We start from the raw sequence: 16,469 nt of genomic DNA, 5'->3' as shown, positions 1-16,469 counted from the left end.
AGACGCCGGCGGCCGGGGCTGGAATGGGGTGCGACGTCCTTGTCGCGATGGGGAAATCAGAAGTCCACGGTCATCGACAGCTTCAGGGTGCGCGGGTCGCCCTGGGTCAGGTAGCCGCCGATGGTGGAGGCCCAGTAGGCCTTGTTGGCGACGTTTTCCAGGTTGGCGCGCAGGGTCACGTCGCGCTCGTCCACCTTGAAGGCGTAGCGGGCACCGAGGTCGAAGCGGGTCCAGGCCGGGATGCTCAGGTCGTTGGCGGCGTCCAGGTACTGGCCGCCGGTGCGCAGCACGCGGCCGTTGAGGGCGGCGCCCTGGATGCCGGGGACGTCCCAGTCGGCGCCCAGGTTGTACTGGAAGGTCGGCACGCCCACGGCGCGGTTGCCGTCGGTCTTGCCGCCAGCGGTATTCTTCAGCTCGGTGTCGATCCAGGTGCCGCCGGCCAGCAGGCGCAGGCCGTCGACCGGTTCGCCGAAGAGGTTCAGCTCGATGCCGCGGTTTTCCTGCTCACCGTCGACGCTGAAGATCTTCGAGTCCGGGTCGGTGGTGCTGAAGGGCTGCTCGATGCGGTAGAAGGCCAGGTTGCCGCCGTAGCTGCCGAAGTCCAGCTTGGCGCCGACTTCCACCTGCTTGGAGCGGTTCGGCGCGAAGACTTCGCCGAAGTTCGAAGCGCTGCTGGGCGCGGTCGGGCCGGCGGCCAGGCCTTCGATGCGGTTGGCGTAGAGCGACAGGTACTCGGTGGGCTTCACCACCAGGCCATAGACCGGCGTGGTGATGGATTCGTCGTAGCTGGCGGTGCGCTTGCCGACGTAGTTCCAGCCGTCGGTGCCGATGCTCTGGCGGCGCACGCCGACGGTCAGCAGCACGCGGTCATCGAGGAAGCCCAGGGTATCGGCGGCGGCCACGCTCCTGTTCCGCGTCTTGCCGACGATGCCCGGATCGCTGTAGTCGCCGCCGGCCAGGGTCGGTGCGGGCTTGGGCGTCTGCACCGGGTTGTAGAGGTCGGTCGGGTAGCGCTTGGTGGCCATGGTGTAGGCGCTGCGCTGCTCGGCCCAGATGCCGGCGACGCTGAAGTTCATCTGGTGGCTGACCGGGCCGGTGGCGAAGTGGCCGTTGAGGCCGGCCATGGCGCTCTTGTTGTCCTCGTCGTGGGTGGCATCCATGGTGCCGCCGCCCGCGTCGCCGCTGTTGTCGTTGAGGGTCAGCGCCGAATAGGCGCCGTTCTCGCGGGTGTGCTTGGCGCCGCCGGAAAGGTAGGCCGTCCAGCTGTCGTTGAGGTCGTACTCGGCGCGGAACATGCCGAAGCTGTCTTCGAGCTGCGAGTAGCTCCAGGACTGGCCGTAGTTGTGGTCGGCGTCCGGGGCATGGGGGATGCTGGTGACGCCGCTGCCGACGTAGACCACCGGGCGGCCCTGGTTGATGCGCTGCTTCTGGTAGCCGAAGTCGGTGTTCAGGCGCAGGCGCTCGCCACGGTAGTCGAGGTTGACGGTGGCCAGCTTGTAGCGCTGGTTCTCGTCGTCGACGCCGGTCTCGCCTTCGCGCTGGGCCAGGTTGACCCGCGCGCCGAAGCGGTTGTCCTCGCCGAAGCGCTGGCCGAGGTCGAGGTGTTCGCCGATCTGGTTGTCGCTGCCGTAGCCCAGGGTCACGCTACGGGTGGGGGTGTCCTCGGCCCGCTTGGTCTGCAGGTTGACCGCGCCGCCGATGCCGCTGCCGCTGGGCGTCACGCCGTTGATGAAGGCGTTGGGGCCCTTGAACAGCTCGACGCGCTCCAGCGACTCGGTGCCGATGATCTGCCGCGGGGTGACGCCGTACAGGCCATTGAGCGAGACGTCGTCGGTGCTCAGCGGCAGGCCGCGGATGACGAAGATCTGCGAGAAGTTGCCGTAGCCGTTGCCCTGGCGCACCGAGGCATCGTTGAGCAGCACGTCGCCGACGGTCTGCGCCTGGGTGTCCTGGATGGTCTTGGCGGTGTAGCTGGCGAAACTGAAGGGCACGTCCTGGATATCCTGGTTGCCCATCATGCCCAGTTGCGCGCCGCGGGCGACCTGGCCGCCGGCGTAGGCAGGCGGCAGGTCGCCGGGCTGCTGCGCGGCGCCGCTGACGGTGGTGGAGTCCATCTCCAGGGCGCCGCTGTCATCGGGGGCGGCTTCCACGCCATAGCCGCTGCTCTTGCGTACCAGGCGATAGCCGCTGCCTTCGAGCAACTGTTCCAGGCCCTGCTCGGGGGCGAAGCTGCCTTTGAGACCGGCACTGTGCCGGCTGTTCAGCGCCTGCGCCTCGAACGCCAGCGGCACGCCGGCCTGGGCAGCGAAGCGCGCCAGCACCTCGCCCAGCGGGCCGGGGGCGATGTCGTACTGGCGCTGCTGGCTGGCGGCTTCGGCGGCCAGACCGGGCAGCACGACGCCGCCGGTCAGGGCCAGGCCGACGGCCAGGGCGAGGGAGTGCGGGCGAAGGCGGGAGCGGAGGAGCATGGAGTGTTCCTGTCGGCAAATGGAGGTTGTCTTCCTCTTCACCGGGCGAGATTGGAAAAGGTGTCAGGGGTGGGCGAAAAAATTTTCAGGCAATGCTTTTTGTAGGACCGAGGGGGGCGCCTAGCCCTTGCTCGCGAACGGACTTGGCGGCGGCGTCGGCGTCGGCGTTGGGCGGTTCGCGAGCAAGCTCGCTCCTGCAGGTTGGACATCTCGGCGCGGGGCGGCCCTCTCCCTAACCCTCTCCCTGAAGGGAGAGGGGATATCCGTGCCTTGCAATCTTCCGTGATTGCCGGCGAGCGAAGTGCATGCCATGCGCGCCGATGGAGCCCCCTCTCCCTTCGGAGCGGGGCGCGTAGCCAGGGCGGGGGGAGAGGGGGAAGATTCCAGGTACGGAGCTCCGGCTGGAAAAACCGTCCGTTCGTAGGGCGCATAACGCGCCAGCGTTATCCGCCATATGCGTGCCGGCGGATAACCTGTTCCAGGTTATGCGCCCTACGGTGGTGGTCGGTCACGCCGGCTCCACTGTGACCCAGTAGCGCGTCATCCGCCGCAGCTTCACCGGCAGCATGTCCGCCAGCAGCGCAAGGCCGGCATCGCTGTCGCCCAGCGGGATCGCGCCGGTCACGCGCAGGTTAGCCAGGCGCGGGTCGCAGCGCAGGAAGCCGCTGCGGTAGCGGCCCAGTTCACCCAGCAGGTCGTCCAGGCGCATGCCCTGGGCCAGCAGCATGCCGTTCTCCCAGGCGCTGGCGTTGGCGTCCGCCGTCTGCAGCGACTGGAAGCCCTGCGCGCCGAACACCAGTTGCTGGCCGGCGCCGACCGTCTGGCTCGCATGGCCCGGCAGTTCGACATTCACCTCTCTGTCGAGCACCGCGACGCGGCACGCATTGCCCATGTCGCGCAGGCTGAAGCGTGCGGCCTCGGTGCGCAGCAGGCCGTGGCGGCTGTCGACGAGGAAGGGGCGCGGGTCGGGCAGGGCGTCGACGAGGATTTCCCCTTCGAGCAGGCTCAGGCGCCGTTCGCGGGCGTTGAAGGCCACGTTCACCGCACTGTCGGTATTCAGGGTGAGCTGGCTGCCATCGGGCAGGCGCAGGTGCTTGCGCTCGCCCACGGCGGTGCGCAGGTCGGCGTTCCACTCCGCCCAGGGCAACTGCCGCGCGGCCAGCCAGGCGGCCGGCGCCACGGCCATCAGCACGCCCAGTCGGTTGAGCATCTGCCGGCGGCTCAGGCCGCTGCGCTGCAGACTCTGCCGGCCGAGGCCCGGCGGCAGCTGGCGCAGGCCCAGCAGGGCCTCGGCGCGGCGCCAGGCTTCGGCGTGCTGGGCGCTGCGCGCACGCCATTGCTCGATGGCCTGCAGGTCGGCGCTACTGACGGGATGTTCGTTGAGGCGCACCAGCCAGTCGGCGGCTTCGCCGAGGATGCCGGGGTCCAGCGGTTGTTCGCGCATCAGGCGACGCTCAGGCAGGCGATGAAACCGGCGCGCATGTAGCGCTTCACGCTGGCCAGGGAAATGCCCAGGCGCTCGGCGATCACCGGGTAGGTGAGGCCGTCCAGCTGCGACAGCAGGAAGGCTTCGCGGGTCAGCGCCGGCAGCTCGCTCAGGGCAGCGTCGATGCGCTCCAGCGCTTCGAGGATCAGCTCGCGGGTTTCCGGGCCGGGGGCCAGCTCTTCGGGCAGCGCGGCGACACTTTCCAGGTAGGCACGCTCGATCTCCTGGCGCCGCCAGCGGTCCACCAGCAGGCCCTTGGCGATGTGGGTGAGGAGCGCGCGCGGACGTTCGCCGAGGTCCTCCAGCGGCCGCCGCAGCAGTCGCAGGAAGGTGTCATGGGCGAGGTCGGCGGCATCCCAGGCATTGCCCAGCCTGCCGCGCAGCCACTGCTGGAGCCAGCCGTTGTGCTCGTTGTAGAGGGTGTGCAGATGCTGCGGGGATGGGGTTTCGACGAGGGCCACGGTGCGTGCGTCAGATTTTCATTTGAGAATGCCTATCATTTTATGGTTTTCCCGCGGCGCAGCGCAATGCCAGGGCGGCGCAGCCGGTCGGACGACTTCGCCCGCGACCCTGCGACACTGGAATTGCCACGAAGACGCGCTACCTTGAGCCTGTTGCGTACAGAAATTTCTGACGCCGCACTTCTCCCGCCGTCCCGCGCAGGCAACGGACCCGCAGCAGCAGGCCCGGCAGTCACCCAGCAGATACGGAGCACACCATGGCTCGCACCACGCCCATCGAGCTTTACCGCAATATCGGTATCGTCGCCCACGTCGACGCCGGCAAGACCACGACCACCGAGCGCATCCTTTTCTACACCGGTGTGAATCACAAGATGGGCGAGGTGCACGACGGCGCGGCGACCATGGACTGGATGGTGCAGGAGCAGGAGCGCGGCATCACCATCACCTCGGCGGCGACCACGGCGTTCTGGCAGGGCTCGTCCAAGCAGTACCCCAACAAGTACCGCTTCAACATCATCGACACCCCCGGCCACGTGGACTTCACCATCGAGGTGGAGCGCTCCCTGCGCGTGCTCGACGGCGCGGTGGTGGTGTTCAGCGGCGCCGATGGTGTCGAACCGCAGTCCGAGACGGTCTGGCGCCAGGCCAACAAGTACCACGTGCCGCGCCTGGCCTACGTCAACAAGATGGACCGTCAGGGCGCCGACTTCCTCCGCGTGGTGGCGCAGATCAAGCAGCGCCTGGGGCATACCCCGGTACCGATCCAGCTGGCCATCGGCTCGGAGGAAACCTTCTCCGGGCAGATCGACCTGGTGAAGATGAAGGCCATCGTCTGGAACGACGCCGACCAGGGCACCAGCTACACCGAGGAACCGATCCCGGCCGAGCTGCAGGCGCTGGCGGACGAGTGGCGGGCGCACATGGTCGAGGCCGCGGCCGAAGCCAACGACGACCTGATGAACAAGTACCTCGAAGGCCAGGAGCTGACCATCGAGGAAATCAAGGCCGGCCTGCGCCAGCGCACCCTGGCCAACCAGATCGTCCCGGCGGTGCTGGGTTCCTCGTTCAAGAACAAGGGCGTGCCGCTGGTGCTCGACGCGGTCATCGACTACCTGCCGGCGCCCACGGAAATCCCCGCGATCAACGGCACCGACCCGGACGACGAAGAGAAGCACCTGGAGCGCCACGCCGACGACAGCGAGCCGTTCTCCGCGCTGGCGTTCAAGATCGCCACCGACCCCTTCGTCGGCACGCTGACCTTCGCCCGCGTCTATTCCGGCGTGCTGAGCAGCGGCGACGCTGTGCTCAACTCGGTGAAGATCAGGAAGGAACGCGTCGGCCGGATGGTGCAGATGCACGCCAACCAGCGCGAGGAAATCAAGGAAGTGCGTGCCGGCGACATCGCCGCGCTGATCGGCATGAAGGACGTCACCACCGGCGACACCCTGTGTTCCATCGACAAGCCGATCATCCTCGAACGCATGGACTTCCCCGATCCGGTGATCTCCGTAGCCGTGGAGCCCAAGACCAAGGCCGACCAGGAGAAGATGGGCATCGCCCTGTCCAAGCTGGCCCAGGAAGACCCCTCGTTCCGCGTCAAGACCGACGAGGAGACCGGGCAGACCATCATCTCCGGTATGGGCGAGTTGCACCTGGACATCATCGTCGACCGTATGCGCCGCGAGTTCAACGTCGAGGCCAACATCGGCAAGCCGCAGGTGGCCTACCGCGAGGCGATCCGCAGGAAGTGCGAGATCGAAGGCAAGTTCGTCCGCCAGTCCGGCGGCCGCGGCCAGTTCGGCCACTGCTGGATTCGCTTCGAGCCGGGCGACGAGGGCAAGGACGGGCTGGAGTTCGTCAACGAGGTGGTCGGCGGGGTGATCCCGCGCGAGTTCATCCCGGCCATCCAGAAAGGCATCGAGGAACAGATGCAGAACGGCGTGCTTGCCGGTTACCCGCTGATCGGCCTGAAGGCCTCGGTGTTCGACGGTTCCTACCACGACGTCGACTCCAGCGAGATGGCGTTCAAGATCGCCGCCTCCATGGCTACCAAGCAGCTCTCGCAGAAGGGCGGCGCGGTGCTGCTGGAGCCGGTGATGAAGGTCGAGGTGGTGACGCCGGAGGATTACATGGGCGACGTGATGGGCGACCTGAACCGCCGGCGCGGGCTGATCCAGGGCATGGAAGACACGCCGGCGGGCAAGGTGATTCGCGCCGAGGTGCCGCTGGGCGAGATGTTCGGCTACGCCACGGACGTGCGTTCGATGTCCCAGGGGCGGGCGAGCTATTCGATGGAGTTCACCAAGTACGCCGAGGCGCCGGCGAACATTGCCGAGGCGATCATCAAGAAGTCCCAGGGGTGAGGGTTGCCTGAGCGGACGACGGCGCCTTCGGGCGCCGTTTCTTTTTTGCAGTTGTTGCACAGCGGCCGGCTGAGCCCGGTACTCCCTGTAGGAGCGGGCCATGCCCGCGACCGTCGGCAGGGCCGGCGTCTACCCTTTGCTCCGGCGCTGCAGATTTGCTGCTTCGGCCTGGGTGTTCCAGCGCCGCTTTGACGTGCGCGCGGGCTTCGTGTTTCGCCCCCTCGGGCGAGTTACTTTCTCAAACGCCAGAAAGTAACCAAAGGGCTTGCCCCTGCCATCCGGCTTTTCGCTTCGCGAAAAGTACCCTTGGTTCTTCGGAGTTTCAGGGGCCCGCGTTGACGGGCCATCCCTGGCCCGGCAACGCTCTCGCGACATCCATGTCGCTCGGTCCCTGAAACTCCGATCACCTTCGGCCTCCTGAAAGGGGCACTTCGGCGCGTGTGGATAGTTCTCTGGAAGACATTAAAAGAAAGTGCAGGAGCCAAAAGCTGTTCGCGAGCAAGCTCGCTCCTACGAAAAGCCCAATCTGCCAATCCCTGGCTCTGGCTCTGAAGGCTTCCAGAGAAATACCAGCGCACTCCGGCCTGCCCCGTTCAGGAGGCCTCGTTGAATTGGAGTTTCAGGGGTTGAGCGACATGGATGTCGCGAGAGCCGCGATGGGCCAGGGATGGCCCTTCGCGGCGTGCCCCTGAAACTTCAATTCAATGAGGGAATTTTTCGCCTAAGCGAAAAACCGGATGTCCGGGGCAAGACTTTTTGGTTCCTTTTGGGGCGTTTGCCAAAAGGGACTCGCCCGAGGGGGCGAAACACGAAGCCCGCGCGCACGCCGAAGCGACGCAGAAATACCCAAGCTAACGCAGCAATACAGGAACAACATCGGAGCGGAGGAAGGCGCCGGCCCTGCCGTCGGATCGCGGACATGGCCCGCTCCTACAGGGAGACGCCGAGGCGTGCATCACTCCGCCAACGGCAACTCGAAACAGAACATCGCCCCGCACGGCTCGACGTTCTCCGCCCAGATGTCCCCGCGATGCCGCGAGACGATGCTCTGGCACAGCGCAAGACCAATGCCATTGCCGCTCACCTTCGAGGTGAAGAAGCCATCGAACAACCGCTCCTTCGCCCCGGCATCGATTCCGGGGCCCTGGTCGAGGACTGACAGCCGTGCATTGCTCCCTTCGCGGGAGGTGCGAATACGCAGTAGGCGACGCTCCTCGGGGAGGTTGAGCATCTCCTCGATGGCATTGAAGGCCAGGTTGAGGATCACCTGGCCGACCAGCACCTTCTCGCAGCTCACCCAGAGCGGTTCGGCGCAGCGCTCCAGCTCCACGCGGACGTTGCTCGGCTGGGCCTTGAGGCTGATGAAGTAGAGCGTTTCGCCGAGCAGTTCGTTGAGGTCGATGCGCTGTTCGGCCTGCTCCAGCTTCACCACGTACTCGCGCACGCTCTTGATGATCAGCGAGGCGTGCTCGATCTGCCGCACCGCGCTGTCCAGGCCCCAGGCGGCGGAGGCTTCGGCCTTCTGTTCGCGGTCCAGGCGGATCAGCGCGCCCTCGATGAAGTTGCGCGTGGCTGCCAGCGGCTGGCTGAGTTCGTGGGCGATCGCCAGGGCCATCTCGCCCATGGCGTTGTAGCGCGCCAGGTACTCCAGCTTCTGGTCGCTCTGGCGCTGCGCCTGGGCCGCGCGGACCTGCTCGGTGACGTCGCGGAACAGCAGCAGGTGGCCGACCAGGTCGTCCTCGATCTCGATGTAGCGGCAGGTCGCATGGTGCCAGCGCCACTCGCCGTCCAGGCGCTGCAGCTGGTAGCTGACCGAGTAGGGCTCGCGGCTCGGCGGCTGCATGGCGAGGTGGTGCTCCAGGCGCGGGCGCGTGGCGCTGTCGCAGCGGCCGAGGAAGTTGTGTGCCAGCCAGTCGTCCTGGCTGCCGCCGAGCAGGGGCAGGGCGGATTCGCTCAGGAAACGCAGGTTGCCGTCGGCATCCAGCACGGCCACGCCTTCGGCAAGGTCCTGCATGAAGGCCTTCAGGCGGCTCTCGAAGCGCTGCAGGTCGCGCTCGACCTGCTTCTCCTTGGAGATATCGCGGAACTGCACCATCAGCACGTCGCGCTCCTGCAGGTGCACGCGGGTGGCGACGGCTTCGGAAAGGATCTCCACGCCCTGCTTGGAGCGGTAGCACCACTCGATGGTGCGCTGGCCGGTGCGCGCGGCGCCCTCCAGCCAGCGCAGGCCGACCGAGCGGCGGTACTGCGGGGCCTTGGCGGTCATGTCCGGGGCTTTCAGCGGAACAAGCTCGGCGAGGGTGAAGCCGAGCACGGCCAGGGCGGCGTTGTTCGCCCAGAGGATTTCCTTGGTCTGCACGTCGTGGAGGATCACGCACAGCGGCATGGCCTGGAGCAGGGCGAGGAAGTCGTCGGGCCTGGGCTGGAACATCGGTTCTGTCTCGGTAAGCAGTGGCGTCTTTATACCGCGCAGCGTAGCGCGATGGGACTGCGGAGTAACCCGGCGCCGACTAGGGGATTTCCTTAGGCGTGGGGCTGCACGCCCCAATGGTTGGGCGGGCAGGGCGGTTCATACACTGGCCCCACGACGACCGACCCGCATCGAACGGGCCGGCCCTACAAGAACAACCGGAGATGACGCCATGCTGCGTGCCGCTGCTGCCAAACCGCTCGATGCGGACGGCCGTGCCCTCGAATTCCAGCGCGTACTGGAGGAAGTCCGCCAGCGCCGCGAGGAGTTCGACACCCGCTCCCATGTGCCGCGTGACATGGTCGAACGCTTCCGCGACGTGGGCATCTACCGCGCCGCCACGCCCAAGTGCTTCGGTGGTGACGCGCTGCCACCGGCGCAGTTCCTGCGTCTGGTCGAGCGCATCGCCGAAGCCGACGGCTCCGCCGGCTGGGTTGCCAGCTTCGGCAGCGCCAGCACCTACCTCACCGCGCTGCCGCGCCATACCCTCGCCGAACTCTACGCCGACGGCCCGGACCTGGTGTTCGCCGGCGGCCTGTTCCCGATCCAGCCCGCCACCCAGGTGGAAGGCGGCTGGCGCGTCAGCGGCACCTGGAAATTCGCCAGCGGCTGCAAGGGCGCCGACGTGCTCGGTGTCGGTATCGGTATCGGTGGCCCGGGCGGCAAGCCGCGTACCGCGGTGCTGCGGGCCAAGGATGTGGAGATCGTCGAGAACTGGAACGTGGTCGGCCTCAAGGGCACCGGCAGCCACGACCTGAAGCTGGACAACGCCTTCGTCGCCGACGACTGGACCTTCATCCGTGGCGGCCAATCGAACATCGACGAGCCGCTGTTCCGCTACCCGACCATCGCCTATGCCGCCCAGGTACTCGCCGTGGTGAACCTCGGCCTGGCTCGCGCGGCGCTGGACGAGATCACCCGGATGGCCTCGTCCAGCGGCGTGACCGGCGCGCCCAAGCTGGGCGACCGCGCCTACGTGCGCATCGAGATCGGCAAGGCCGAAGCCGAGCTGCAGGCCGCCCGCGGCTTCTTCTATGACGCCACCGAGGCGGTCTGGGAATCCATTCTCGCCGGCGATGCGGTCAGCCCGGAGCAGGTCAGCCAGCTGCGCCTGTCCGCCGTGCACGTGTCCCGCGCCGGCGCCGACGTGGTGCGCCGTGCCTACACCCTGGCCGGCACCACGGCGATCTACATGCACCACCCGCTGCAGCGCTACCTGCGCGACGCCATGGTGGTCACCCAGCACGCCTTCTTGAGCGATGGCATGTACGACGGCGCCGGCGCGGTGCTGCTCGATGTGCCGCCGTTCCCCGGCTACATCTGATTTCGACTCATAAAAATTAAGGACCGAGCCATGACCCGTCCCACCACCGAACCCTTGCGCGTACTGTTCTGCATCGGCATCGCCCAGCCGTTCTTCGACCTGCCCACCGGTGAAGGTATCACCGTGTGGAAGGGCTTCTCGCAGATGATGGGCGACCTCGGCGCGCTGCCCGGCATGAACGTGCTCGGCGTGCTGGATGACGACCGCCTGATGGTCGGCCCGTCCACCACCTCGCCCTGGACCGTCTACATCATGGCCGACGTGGACTGCCACCAGACCGTGATCGACGCCTGCAACCTGTTCCGCACCACCCCGGTGGGCGAATACAGCCTGTGGAAGTACGCCAAGGTCGAGGCGCGCATCGGTCGCCCGCTGACCATTCCCGAAGCCGCGCGGACCTGAGCCATGAGCAGCCTGAGCATGGCCGAGCTGAACCGCCGCCTTGAGACCCTCGAAGGGGAAAGCCAGGTGCGCCGGCTGATGGCCCGCTACATGGACCTCTGCGACGTACCGCACGCGCCGGTGGCGATGAGCGAGCTGGCCGAGTTGTTCAGCGAGGACGCGGTGTGGGAGGGCATCGGCTCTTCCACGGCGCAGACCTTCGGCCATCACCAGGGCCGTGAAGCCATTGCGGCGTTCGTCTTCGGCTACCTGCCGCCGTCGCCGCACTTCACGCTGAACCTGCACTTCCTCACCAGCGAGTCGATCCGCGTCGACGGCCGCACCGCACGTGGGCAATGGATCATGCAGCAGCTTTCGACCTACGCCGAGGGCCACACCGAGCTGTTCGGCACGCGCCTGGACATCGACTTTCGCGAGATCGACGGTCGCTGGCAGATCAGCCACTTCCGCACCCAGCGACTTTCGCAACGCATGCTGGAGGGCCGTCCATGAGCACCTTCGTCAGTGAGTTCCTCCTGGGCAGCGGCGGCAAGCGCGTCGCGGTCAAGGACAGCATCGACATCGCCGGCTACCCGACCCGGTGCGGCACCCGCGCACTGGCCGACGCCGCGCCGGCCGAGCGCAACGCCTTCGTGGTCGACGCCGTGCTCGATGCCGGCTGGCAGATCGTCGGCAAGACCAACCTTCACGAACTGGCCTTCGGCGTCACCGGCATCAATGACTGGACCGGCACGCCGATCAACCCGATGGCGCCGGACCGTGTGCCGGGCGGCTCGTCCAGCGGCTCCGCATCGGCTGTGGCAGCAGGGCTGGCGGACATCGCCCTGGGCACCGACACCGGCGGCTCGGTCCGCGTGCCGGCGGCCTGCTGCGGTATCGCCGGGCTGAAGCCGACCTTCGGCCGGGTCAGCCGCGACGGCGTGCACCCGGCGCAGAGCAGCCTGGATTGCGTCGGCCCGTTCGCCGCCAGCATGGCCGACCTGATCGCCGCCATGCAGGTCATCTGCCCTGGTTTCGGCGAAGTGCAGCTGCCGGGCGAGGGCGCCCGCGTGGCCTTCCTCGAAGTACCGTCGGCGCCACACATCCAGGCCTGCCTGGGCGCTGCCGCCGACCGTGCCGGCTGGCGCCGCAGCCACCTGTTCCTCGGCGAGTTCGAGGCGGCCTTCCAGGCCGGGCTGGTGGTGATCAACCACGAGAACTGGGCTGCCTATGCGGCGCTGACCGGCAAGGGCCTGATCGGCGCCGACGTCGAGCAGCGCCTGCTGCTGGCCAGCCGCACCACCGACGCCGAGCGCGCCGAGGCGGAGAAGGTGCGCGACGGCTTCACCCGCGCCATCGACGCCGCCCTGGAGGACTTCGAAGTCCTGCTGCTGCCGACCATGCCCGACCTGCCGCCGCTGCTCAGCGATGCGCGCAACGGCAAGTCCGTGGCCGGCATGACGCCGCTGGTACGGCCTTTCAACCTGAGCGGACACCCGGCGCTGACCGTGCCCGTGGACCTGGATTGCGGCGGGCTGAAAGTCGGCCTGCAGATCGTCGGCCGCAAGGGCGACGACGAACGTGTGTGTGCCTTCGGCGCGCAACTCGAACACAGCCTGGCTGCCACGCGGCCTGCGCAAAAACATAAGAAATCGGCATGAGGAGAGGGGCATGAGCGCTCACGAATACCGGCTGATCGCCCGGTCGCGCAGCGTCGAAGAGCTGGTCGGCGACGACCGCGTCGATGTTTCGCTGTACAACGACCCGCAACTGTTCGAAGCGGAGATGGACAAGATCTTCTACCGCACCTGGGTGTGGGTCGCCCACGAAAGCGAAGTGCGCAACGCCGGCGACTTCAAGACCACCAGCGTCGGTCGCCGCCCGGTGATCGTGGTGCGCGACAAGAAGGGCAACATCAACGTCCTGGAAAACCGCTGCCGCCACCGTGGCGCCACCGTGTGTGAGAAGCACAAGGGCAACGCCACCGGCTTCACCTGCCCGTACCACAGCTGGTCCTACGCGCTGGACGGCAAGCTGCGTGCGCTGCCGTACCCGGACGGCTACGAGGACATTCTCGACAAGTCCGAGCTGCCGCTGACCAGCCTGCGCGTGGAAAGCTACGCCGGCATGGTGTTCGCCACCTACAACGACGACATCGAGCCGCTGGAAGACTTCCTCGGCGGGGCGAAGCACTGGATGGACCTGTTCATGAAGCAGGGCGCCGGCTACCCGATCAAGACCCAGGGCGAACACAAGTTCACCTTCCGCGGCAACTGGAAGATCCAGCTGGAAAACACCACCGACGGCTACCACTTCCCCATCGTGCACAAGTCGTTCATGTCCTCGGTGGATGAAGAGACCGAAGAGATGCTCTCGTTCATGAGCGACGAGCAGGCGGTCACCCACGCCCTGGGCAACGGCCACAGCGTGATGGTGATGGTCCCCGAGCACGTCGATCTGGACCACGACGACGGCACCGAGCAGCTCCAGGAGCGCTTCGCCCACGTCACCGAGGAACTGTCGAAAACCATGCCGCCGGAACAGGTGCGCCGCATCGTCCGTTCGCTGCATGGCGCCGGCTTCAACCTCAACCTGTTCCCCAACGTGGCGATGTCGATGTCGTTCTTCCGCGTGCTGCGGCCGATCTCCGTCACCGAGACCGAGATTCGCCACGTCGCGCTGGGCATGGACGGCGGCCCGGAAATCGCCAACCGCGAGCGCATGCGCATCCACGAGCACTTCCAGGGCCCGTTCGGCTTCGGCAGCCCGGATGACGCCGAGGCCTGGGACCGCGTGCAGCGTGGCTCCTATGCCGGCGTCGACGCGCCGATCCTGGTCAACCGTGGCCTGAACCGCGAAGTGGTCGCGCAGAACGGCGACAAGGTTTCCCACGCCACCGACGAAGGCGGCATGCGCGAGGCGTACCAGATGTGGAAAAGGATGATGAGCCAATGAGCAACGACACCCTGAACGGCTTCTCCGGCCCGTTGGCCCAGGCCATCGAATTCGTCTGGCGCGAAGCCGAGCTGCTCGACCGCAAGGACTACGCGCAGTGGTCGCAGCTGTGGAGCGAGGACGGCGTCTACGTGGTGCCGATCGACGGCGAGGACGATGACTTCGCCTCGCGCCTGAACTACGTCTTCGACGACGCGCGCATGCGTGCCCTGCGTATCGAACGCCTCACCGGCGGCCATTCGCCGTCGGCGGTGGACGCGGCGAAGACCGTGCGCAGTGTCTCGCGCTTCACCCTGGTGGAAGCGGCAGGCGATCTCGTCGAAGTGAACTCGGCGCAGGTGCTCTACGCCTACAAGCGCGGCGTGGCGACTCCGTTCATTGCCGACCTGAACCACCGCATTCGCCTCAAGGACGGCCAGCCGCGACTGGAGCGCAAGGTGATACGCCTGATCAACGCCGAAGACGCGCTCAACGCGCTCGGCTTCCTGCTCTGAGGGCCGCGCCATGCAACGAGTAGCTCTGGTAACCGGCGCCGCACGCGGTCTGGGTGAAGTCATCGCGCGTCGCCTGCACGCCTCTGGCCTGCGCGTAGCGCTGGCCGATCTGAACGAAGAAGCGGTGCAACGCCTGGCCGACGAGCTCGATCCCGAGGGCCGCACGGCTGTCGGGTTGAAACTGGACGCGCGGGAGAAGGCCGATTTCGAGCGCGCCCGTGACCGGCTCGCCGAGCGCTGGGGCGGCACCGACATCCTGGTGAACAACGCCGGGATGTCGAAGGTAGCCGCGCTGATGGACATCAGTCCGGAGGACTTCGACGCCTCCATGGCGGTGAACCTGCGCGGCACCTTCGTCGCCTGCCAGGTGTTCGGCACGCACTTCGCGGCGCGCGGTTACGGCCGCATCGTCAATATCGCCTCGCTGGCCGGGCAGAACGGTGGCACCGCCACCGGCGGCCACTACGCCGCGGCCAAGGGCGGCGTGGCGACCCTGACCAAGGTGTTCGCCCGCGAACTCTCGGGGCAGGGCGTGACCGTCAACGCCATCTCGCCGGGGCCGCTGGACTTGCCGGTGGTCTACGAAAGCGTGGCGCCCGAGCGCCTGGAGATGATCCTCAAGACCATCCCCACAGGCCGCCTGGGCGACCCGACCTTCATCGCCGACAGCGTGCTGCTGCTCTGCGCGGAGAACGCCGGATCGGTGACGGGCGCCTGCTGGGATATCAATGGCGGGTTGTTCATGCGCTGAGGCTTCGGGCTGCGTGATCGGCGGATAACGCTGCGCGTTATCCGCCCTGCGCTCGGTTCTGGCTTGGGTGATGGGCTTCAAGCCCCCTCACCCTAACCCTCTCCCGAAGGGAGAGGGGACCGTCCGGAGCAGGATGAAGCCGCATCGTCAGCCGGCACATTCTGCTCCCTCTCCCTCCGGGAGAGGGCTGGGGTGAGGGCAGTGCCCTTGCTCCGAAACCAATCAATCGGAGAGAGGAAATCTCTCTCCGGAGCAACATCGACAACCCGTCCGCTCGTGAAAAAGAGGCCGGAAAGGGGCCACAGAGCCCGCACTCAACGCCTTGCAGGTAACGCCATGATGAAGGTCAGAATCGAAAGGATCGTCGAGGAAGCACAGGACATCCGTTCCTTGCGCCTCGTACGTTGTGATGGCCAGCCGTTCGACGCCTACGAGCCGGGCGCCCACGTCGACGTCACCGGTCCCACCGGGGTGACGCGCCAGTATTCGCTGTGCAGCCCGCCGGACGACCGCGCGGCCTACCTGGTGGCGATCAAGAAGGAAGGCGCCTCCCGTGGCGGCTCCAGCGCGCTGCACGAAGTGCGCGAAGGCATGGAGCTGGACATCGGCGCGCCGCGCAACCTGTTCCGCCTGGCGCCGGAAGCCCGCGAGCACGTGCTGTTCGCCGCGGGCATCGGCGTCACGCCGCTGCTGAGCATGGCCTACCGGCTGAACGCCAAGGGCGAGGCGTATCGCCTGCATTACTTCGCCCGCTCCGCCGAGCACGCGGCCTTCGTCGAACTGCTGGCCAGCGAGGCCTTCGCCGGCAAGGTGGAGCTGCACTACGGCGTCGAACCCGCCGACCTCGACCGCGTGCTGGGCGAGTGCCTGGAGCGCGCGCCGCAGCAGGCCCACGTCTACACCTGCGGCCCGGCGCCATTCATGAACAAGGTGGTCGAGATCGCCGCGCGCAGCCGCCCGGAAGATGCCATCCACCTGGAACACTTCCAGGCCGATCCGGCCGCCAACGCGGCGCCGGCCGGTTCCTTCGAAGTGGAGCTGGCCAGCTCCGGCGTGGTGCTCCACGTACCGGCGGATTCGACGCTGGTGGATGTGCTCCAGGCCCACGGCTGCGACATCGATACCGAGTGCCGCGAAGGCATCTGCGGCACCTGCATCGTCGAAGTGCTGGAAGGCGAGCCGGAACACCGCGACAACTGCCTGTCGAACAAGGAAAAGGCCGCCAACAAGCAGATCTGCGCCTGTGTTTCGCGGGCGAAATCGGCGCGGTTGGTGCTGGACCTGTAATCCGAACCACTCTTGTAGGATGGGTG

13 protein-coding genes are annotated in these 16,469 nt (G+C 67.1%); 9 read left to right on the top strand and 4 right to left on the bottom strand.

Features of this window, described 5'->3' with window-relative positions; all coding sequences use genetic code 11:
• Positions 1 to 56: 56 nt before the first annotated feature.
• From J2T47_RS27865 to J2T47_RS27855, 3 genes are all read right to left on the bottom strand, one after another.
• Positions 57 to 2,468 (bottom strand): TonB-dependent receptor, encoded by a 2,412-nt coding sequence (locus tag J2T47_RS27865; protein ID WP_253453829.1) that lies wholly within the window; start codon positions 2,466 to 2,468, stop codon positions 57 to 59.
• Between the two features lie 508 nt (positions 2,469 to 2,976).
• Positions 2,977 to 3,912, bottom strand: a complete 936-nt coding sequence (locus J2T47_RS27860) for a FecR domain-containing protein (RefSeq protein WP_253453827.1) — start codon at positions 3,910 to 3,912, stop codon at positions 2,977 to 2,979.
• Positions 3,912 to 4,415, bottom strand: coding sequence for a sigma-70 family RNA polymerase sigma factor (locus tag J2T47_RS27855; protein ID WP_253453825.1), 504 nt, complete (start codon positions 4,413 to 4,415; stop codon positions 3,912 to 3,914). The genes J2T47_RS27860 and J2T47_RS27855 overlap by 1 nt, the downstream gene beginning before the upstream one ends.
• 257 nt (positions 4,416 to 4,672) lie before the next feature.
• Between J2T47_RS27855 and fusA the strand changes: the two genes are divergently transcribed.
• Positions 4,673 to 6,781 carry an elongation factor G gene (gene fusA, locus J2T47_RS27850; RefSeq protein WP_253453823.1) on the top strand — a complete coding sequence of 703 codons (2,109 nt, stop codon included), beginning with the start codon at positions 4,673 to 4,675 and terminating at the stop codon, positions 6,779 to 6,781.
• 955 nt (positions 6,782 to 7,736) lie between these two features.
• On the opposite strand, the gene J2T47_RS27845 is transcribed toward fusA, so the two are convergent.
• Positions 7,737 to 9,212 carry an ATP-binding protein gene (locus J2T47_RS27845; RefSeq protein WP_253453821.1) on the bottom strand — a complete coding sequence of 492 codons (1,476 nt, stop codon included), beginning with the start codon at positions 9,210 to 9,212 and terminating at the stop codon, positions 7,737 to 7,739.
• Between the two features lie 211 nt (positions 9,213 to 9,423).
• Between J2T47_RS27845 and J2T47_RS27840 the strand changes: the two genes are divergently transcribed.
• From J2T47_RS27840 to J2T47_RS27805, 8 genes are all read left to right on the top strand, one after another.
• On the top strand, positions 9,424 to 10,575 hold the full coding sequence (locus tag J2T47_RS27840; RefSeq protein ID WP_253453819.1) for an acyl-CoA dehydrogenase family protein: 1,152 nt from the start codon (positions 9,424 to 9,426) through the stop codon (positions 10,573 to 10,575).
• Between the two features lie 30 nt (positions 10,576 to 10,605).
• Positions 10,606 to 10,977: a hypothetical protein gene (locus tag J2T47_RS27835; RefSeq protein ID WP_045207771.1), complete on the top strand. Its 372-nt coding sequence runs from the start codon at positions 10,606 to 10,608 to the stop codon at positions 10,975 to 10,977.
• Between the two features lie 3 nt (positions 10,978 to 10,980).
• Positions 10,981 to 11,469, top strand: a complete 489-nt coding sequence (locus tag J2T47_RS27830; protein WP_437181021.1) for a nuclear transport factor 2 family protein — start codon at positions 10,981 to 10,983, stop codon at positions 11,467 to 11,469.
• Positions 11,466 to 12,617, top strand: coding sequence for an amidase (locus J2T47_RS27825; RefSeq protein ID WP_253453817.1), 1,152 nt, complete (start codon positions 11,466 to 11,468; stop codon positions 12,615 to 12,617). The genes J2T47_RS27830 and J2T47_RS27825 overlap by 4 nt, the downstream gene beginning before the upstream one ends.
• A 10-nt stretch (positions 12,618 to 12,627) precedes the next feature.
• Positions 12,628 to 13,911, top strand: a complete 1,284-nt coding sequence (locus J2T47_RS27820; protein ID WP_253453815.1) for an aromatic ring-hydroxylating oxygenase subunit alpha — start codon at positions 12,628 to 12,630, stop codon at positions 13,909 to 13,911.
• Positions 13,908 to 14,405, top strand: coding sequence for an aromatic-ring-hydroxylating dioxygenase subunit beta (locus tag J2T47_RS27815; protein WP_253453813.1), 498 nt, complete (start codon positions 13,908 to 13,910; stop codon positions 14,403 to 14,405). Before J2T47_RS27820 ends, J2T47_RS27815 begins: the two co-directional genes overlap by 4 nt.
• Positions 14,406 to 14,415: 10 nt before the next feature.
• Positions 14,416 to 15,156: an SDR family NAD(P)-dependent oxidoreductase gene (locus tag J2T47_RS27810; RefSeq protein WP_253453810.1), complete on the top strand. Its 741-nt coding sequence runs from the start codon at positions 14,416 to 14,418 to the stop codon at positions 15,154 to 15,156.
• Between the two features lie 336 nt (positions 15,157 to 15,492).
• A complete protein-coding gene (locus J2T47_RS27805) occupies positions 15,493 to 16,443 on the top strand; it encodes a PDR/VanB family oxidoreductase (RefSeq protein ID WP_253453808.1) in 951 nt (316 codons plus the stop codon).
• Positions 16,444 to 16,469: the final 26 nt, after the last annotated feature.

The organism is Pseudomonas nitroreducens (genome assembly GCF_024170165.1).
Classification (GTDB): Bacteria; Pseudomonadota; Gammaproteobacteria; order Pseudomonadales; family Pseudomonadaceae; genus Pseudomonas; species Pseudomonas nitroreducens_C.
The sequence above is the reverse complement of the archived record's forward strand: the minus strand, read 5'-3'. Positions and strand labels throughout refer to the sequence as shown.

Bases quoted from the DNA above. Each gene is read 5' to 3' on its own strand.
- J2T47_RS27805 (WP_253453808.1), top strand. From the start codon at position 15,493: ATGATGAAGGTCAGAATCGAAAGGATCGTCGAGGAAGCACAGGACATC.
- J2T47_RS27860 (WP_253453827.1), bottom strand. From the start codon at position 3,912: ATGCGCGAACAACCGCTGGACCCCGGCATCCTCGGCGAAGCCGCCGAC.
- J2T47_RS27865 (WP_253453829.1), bottom strand. From the start codon at position 2,468: ATGCTCCTCCGCTCCCGCCTTCGCCCGCACTCCCTCGCCCTGGCCGTC.
- J2T47_RS27845 (WP_253453821.1), bottom strand. From the start codon at position 9,212: ATGTTCCAGCCCAGGCCCGACGACTTCCTCGCCCTGCTCCAGGCCATG.
- J2T47_RS27835 (WP_045207771.1), top strand. From the start codon at position 10,606: ATGACCCGTCCCACCACCGAACCCTTGCGCGTACTGTTCTGCATCGGC.
- J2T47_RS27820 (WP_253453815.1), top strand. From the start codon at position 12,628: ATGAGCGCTCACGAATACCGGCTGATCGCCCGGTCGCGCAGCGTCGAA.
- J2T47_RS27815 (WP_253453813.1), top strand. From the start codon at position 13,908: ATGAGCAACGACACCCTGAACGGCTTCTCCGGCCCGTTGGCCCAGGCC.
- J2T47_RS27825 (WP_253453817.1), top strand. From the start codon at position 11,466: ATGAGCACCTTCGTCAGTGAGTTCCTCCTGGGCAGCGGCGGCAAGCGC.
- J2T47_RS27840 (WP_253453819.1), top strand. From the start codon at position 9,424: ATGCTGCGTGCCGCTGCTGCCAAACCGCTCGATGCGGACGGCCGTGCC.
- J2T47_RS27830 (WP_437181021.1), top strand. From the start codon at position 10,981: ATGAGCAGCCTGAGCATGGCCGAGCTGAACCGCCGCCTTGAGACCCTC.
- J2T47_RS27810 (WP_253453810.1), top strand. From the start codon at position 14,416: ATGCAACGAGTAGCTCTGGTAACCGGCGCCGCACGCGGTCTGGGTGAA.
- fusA (WP_253453823.1), top strand. From the start codon at position 4,673: ATGGCTCGCACCACGCCCATCGAGCTTTACCGCAATATCGGTATCGTC.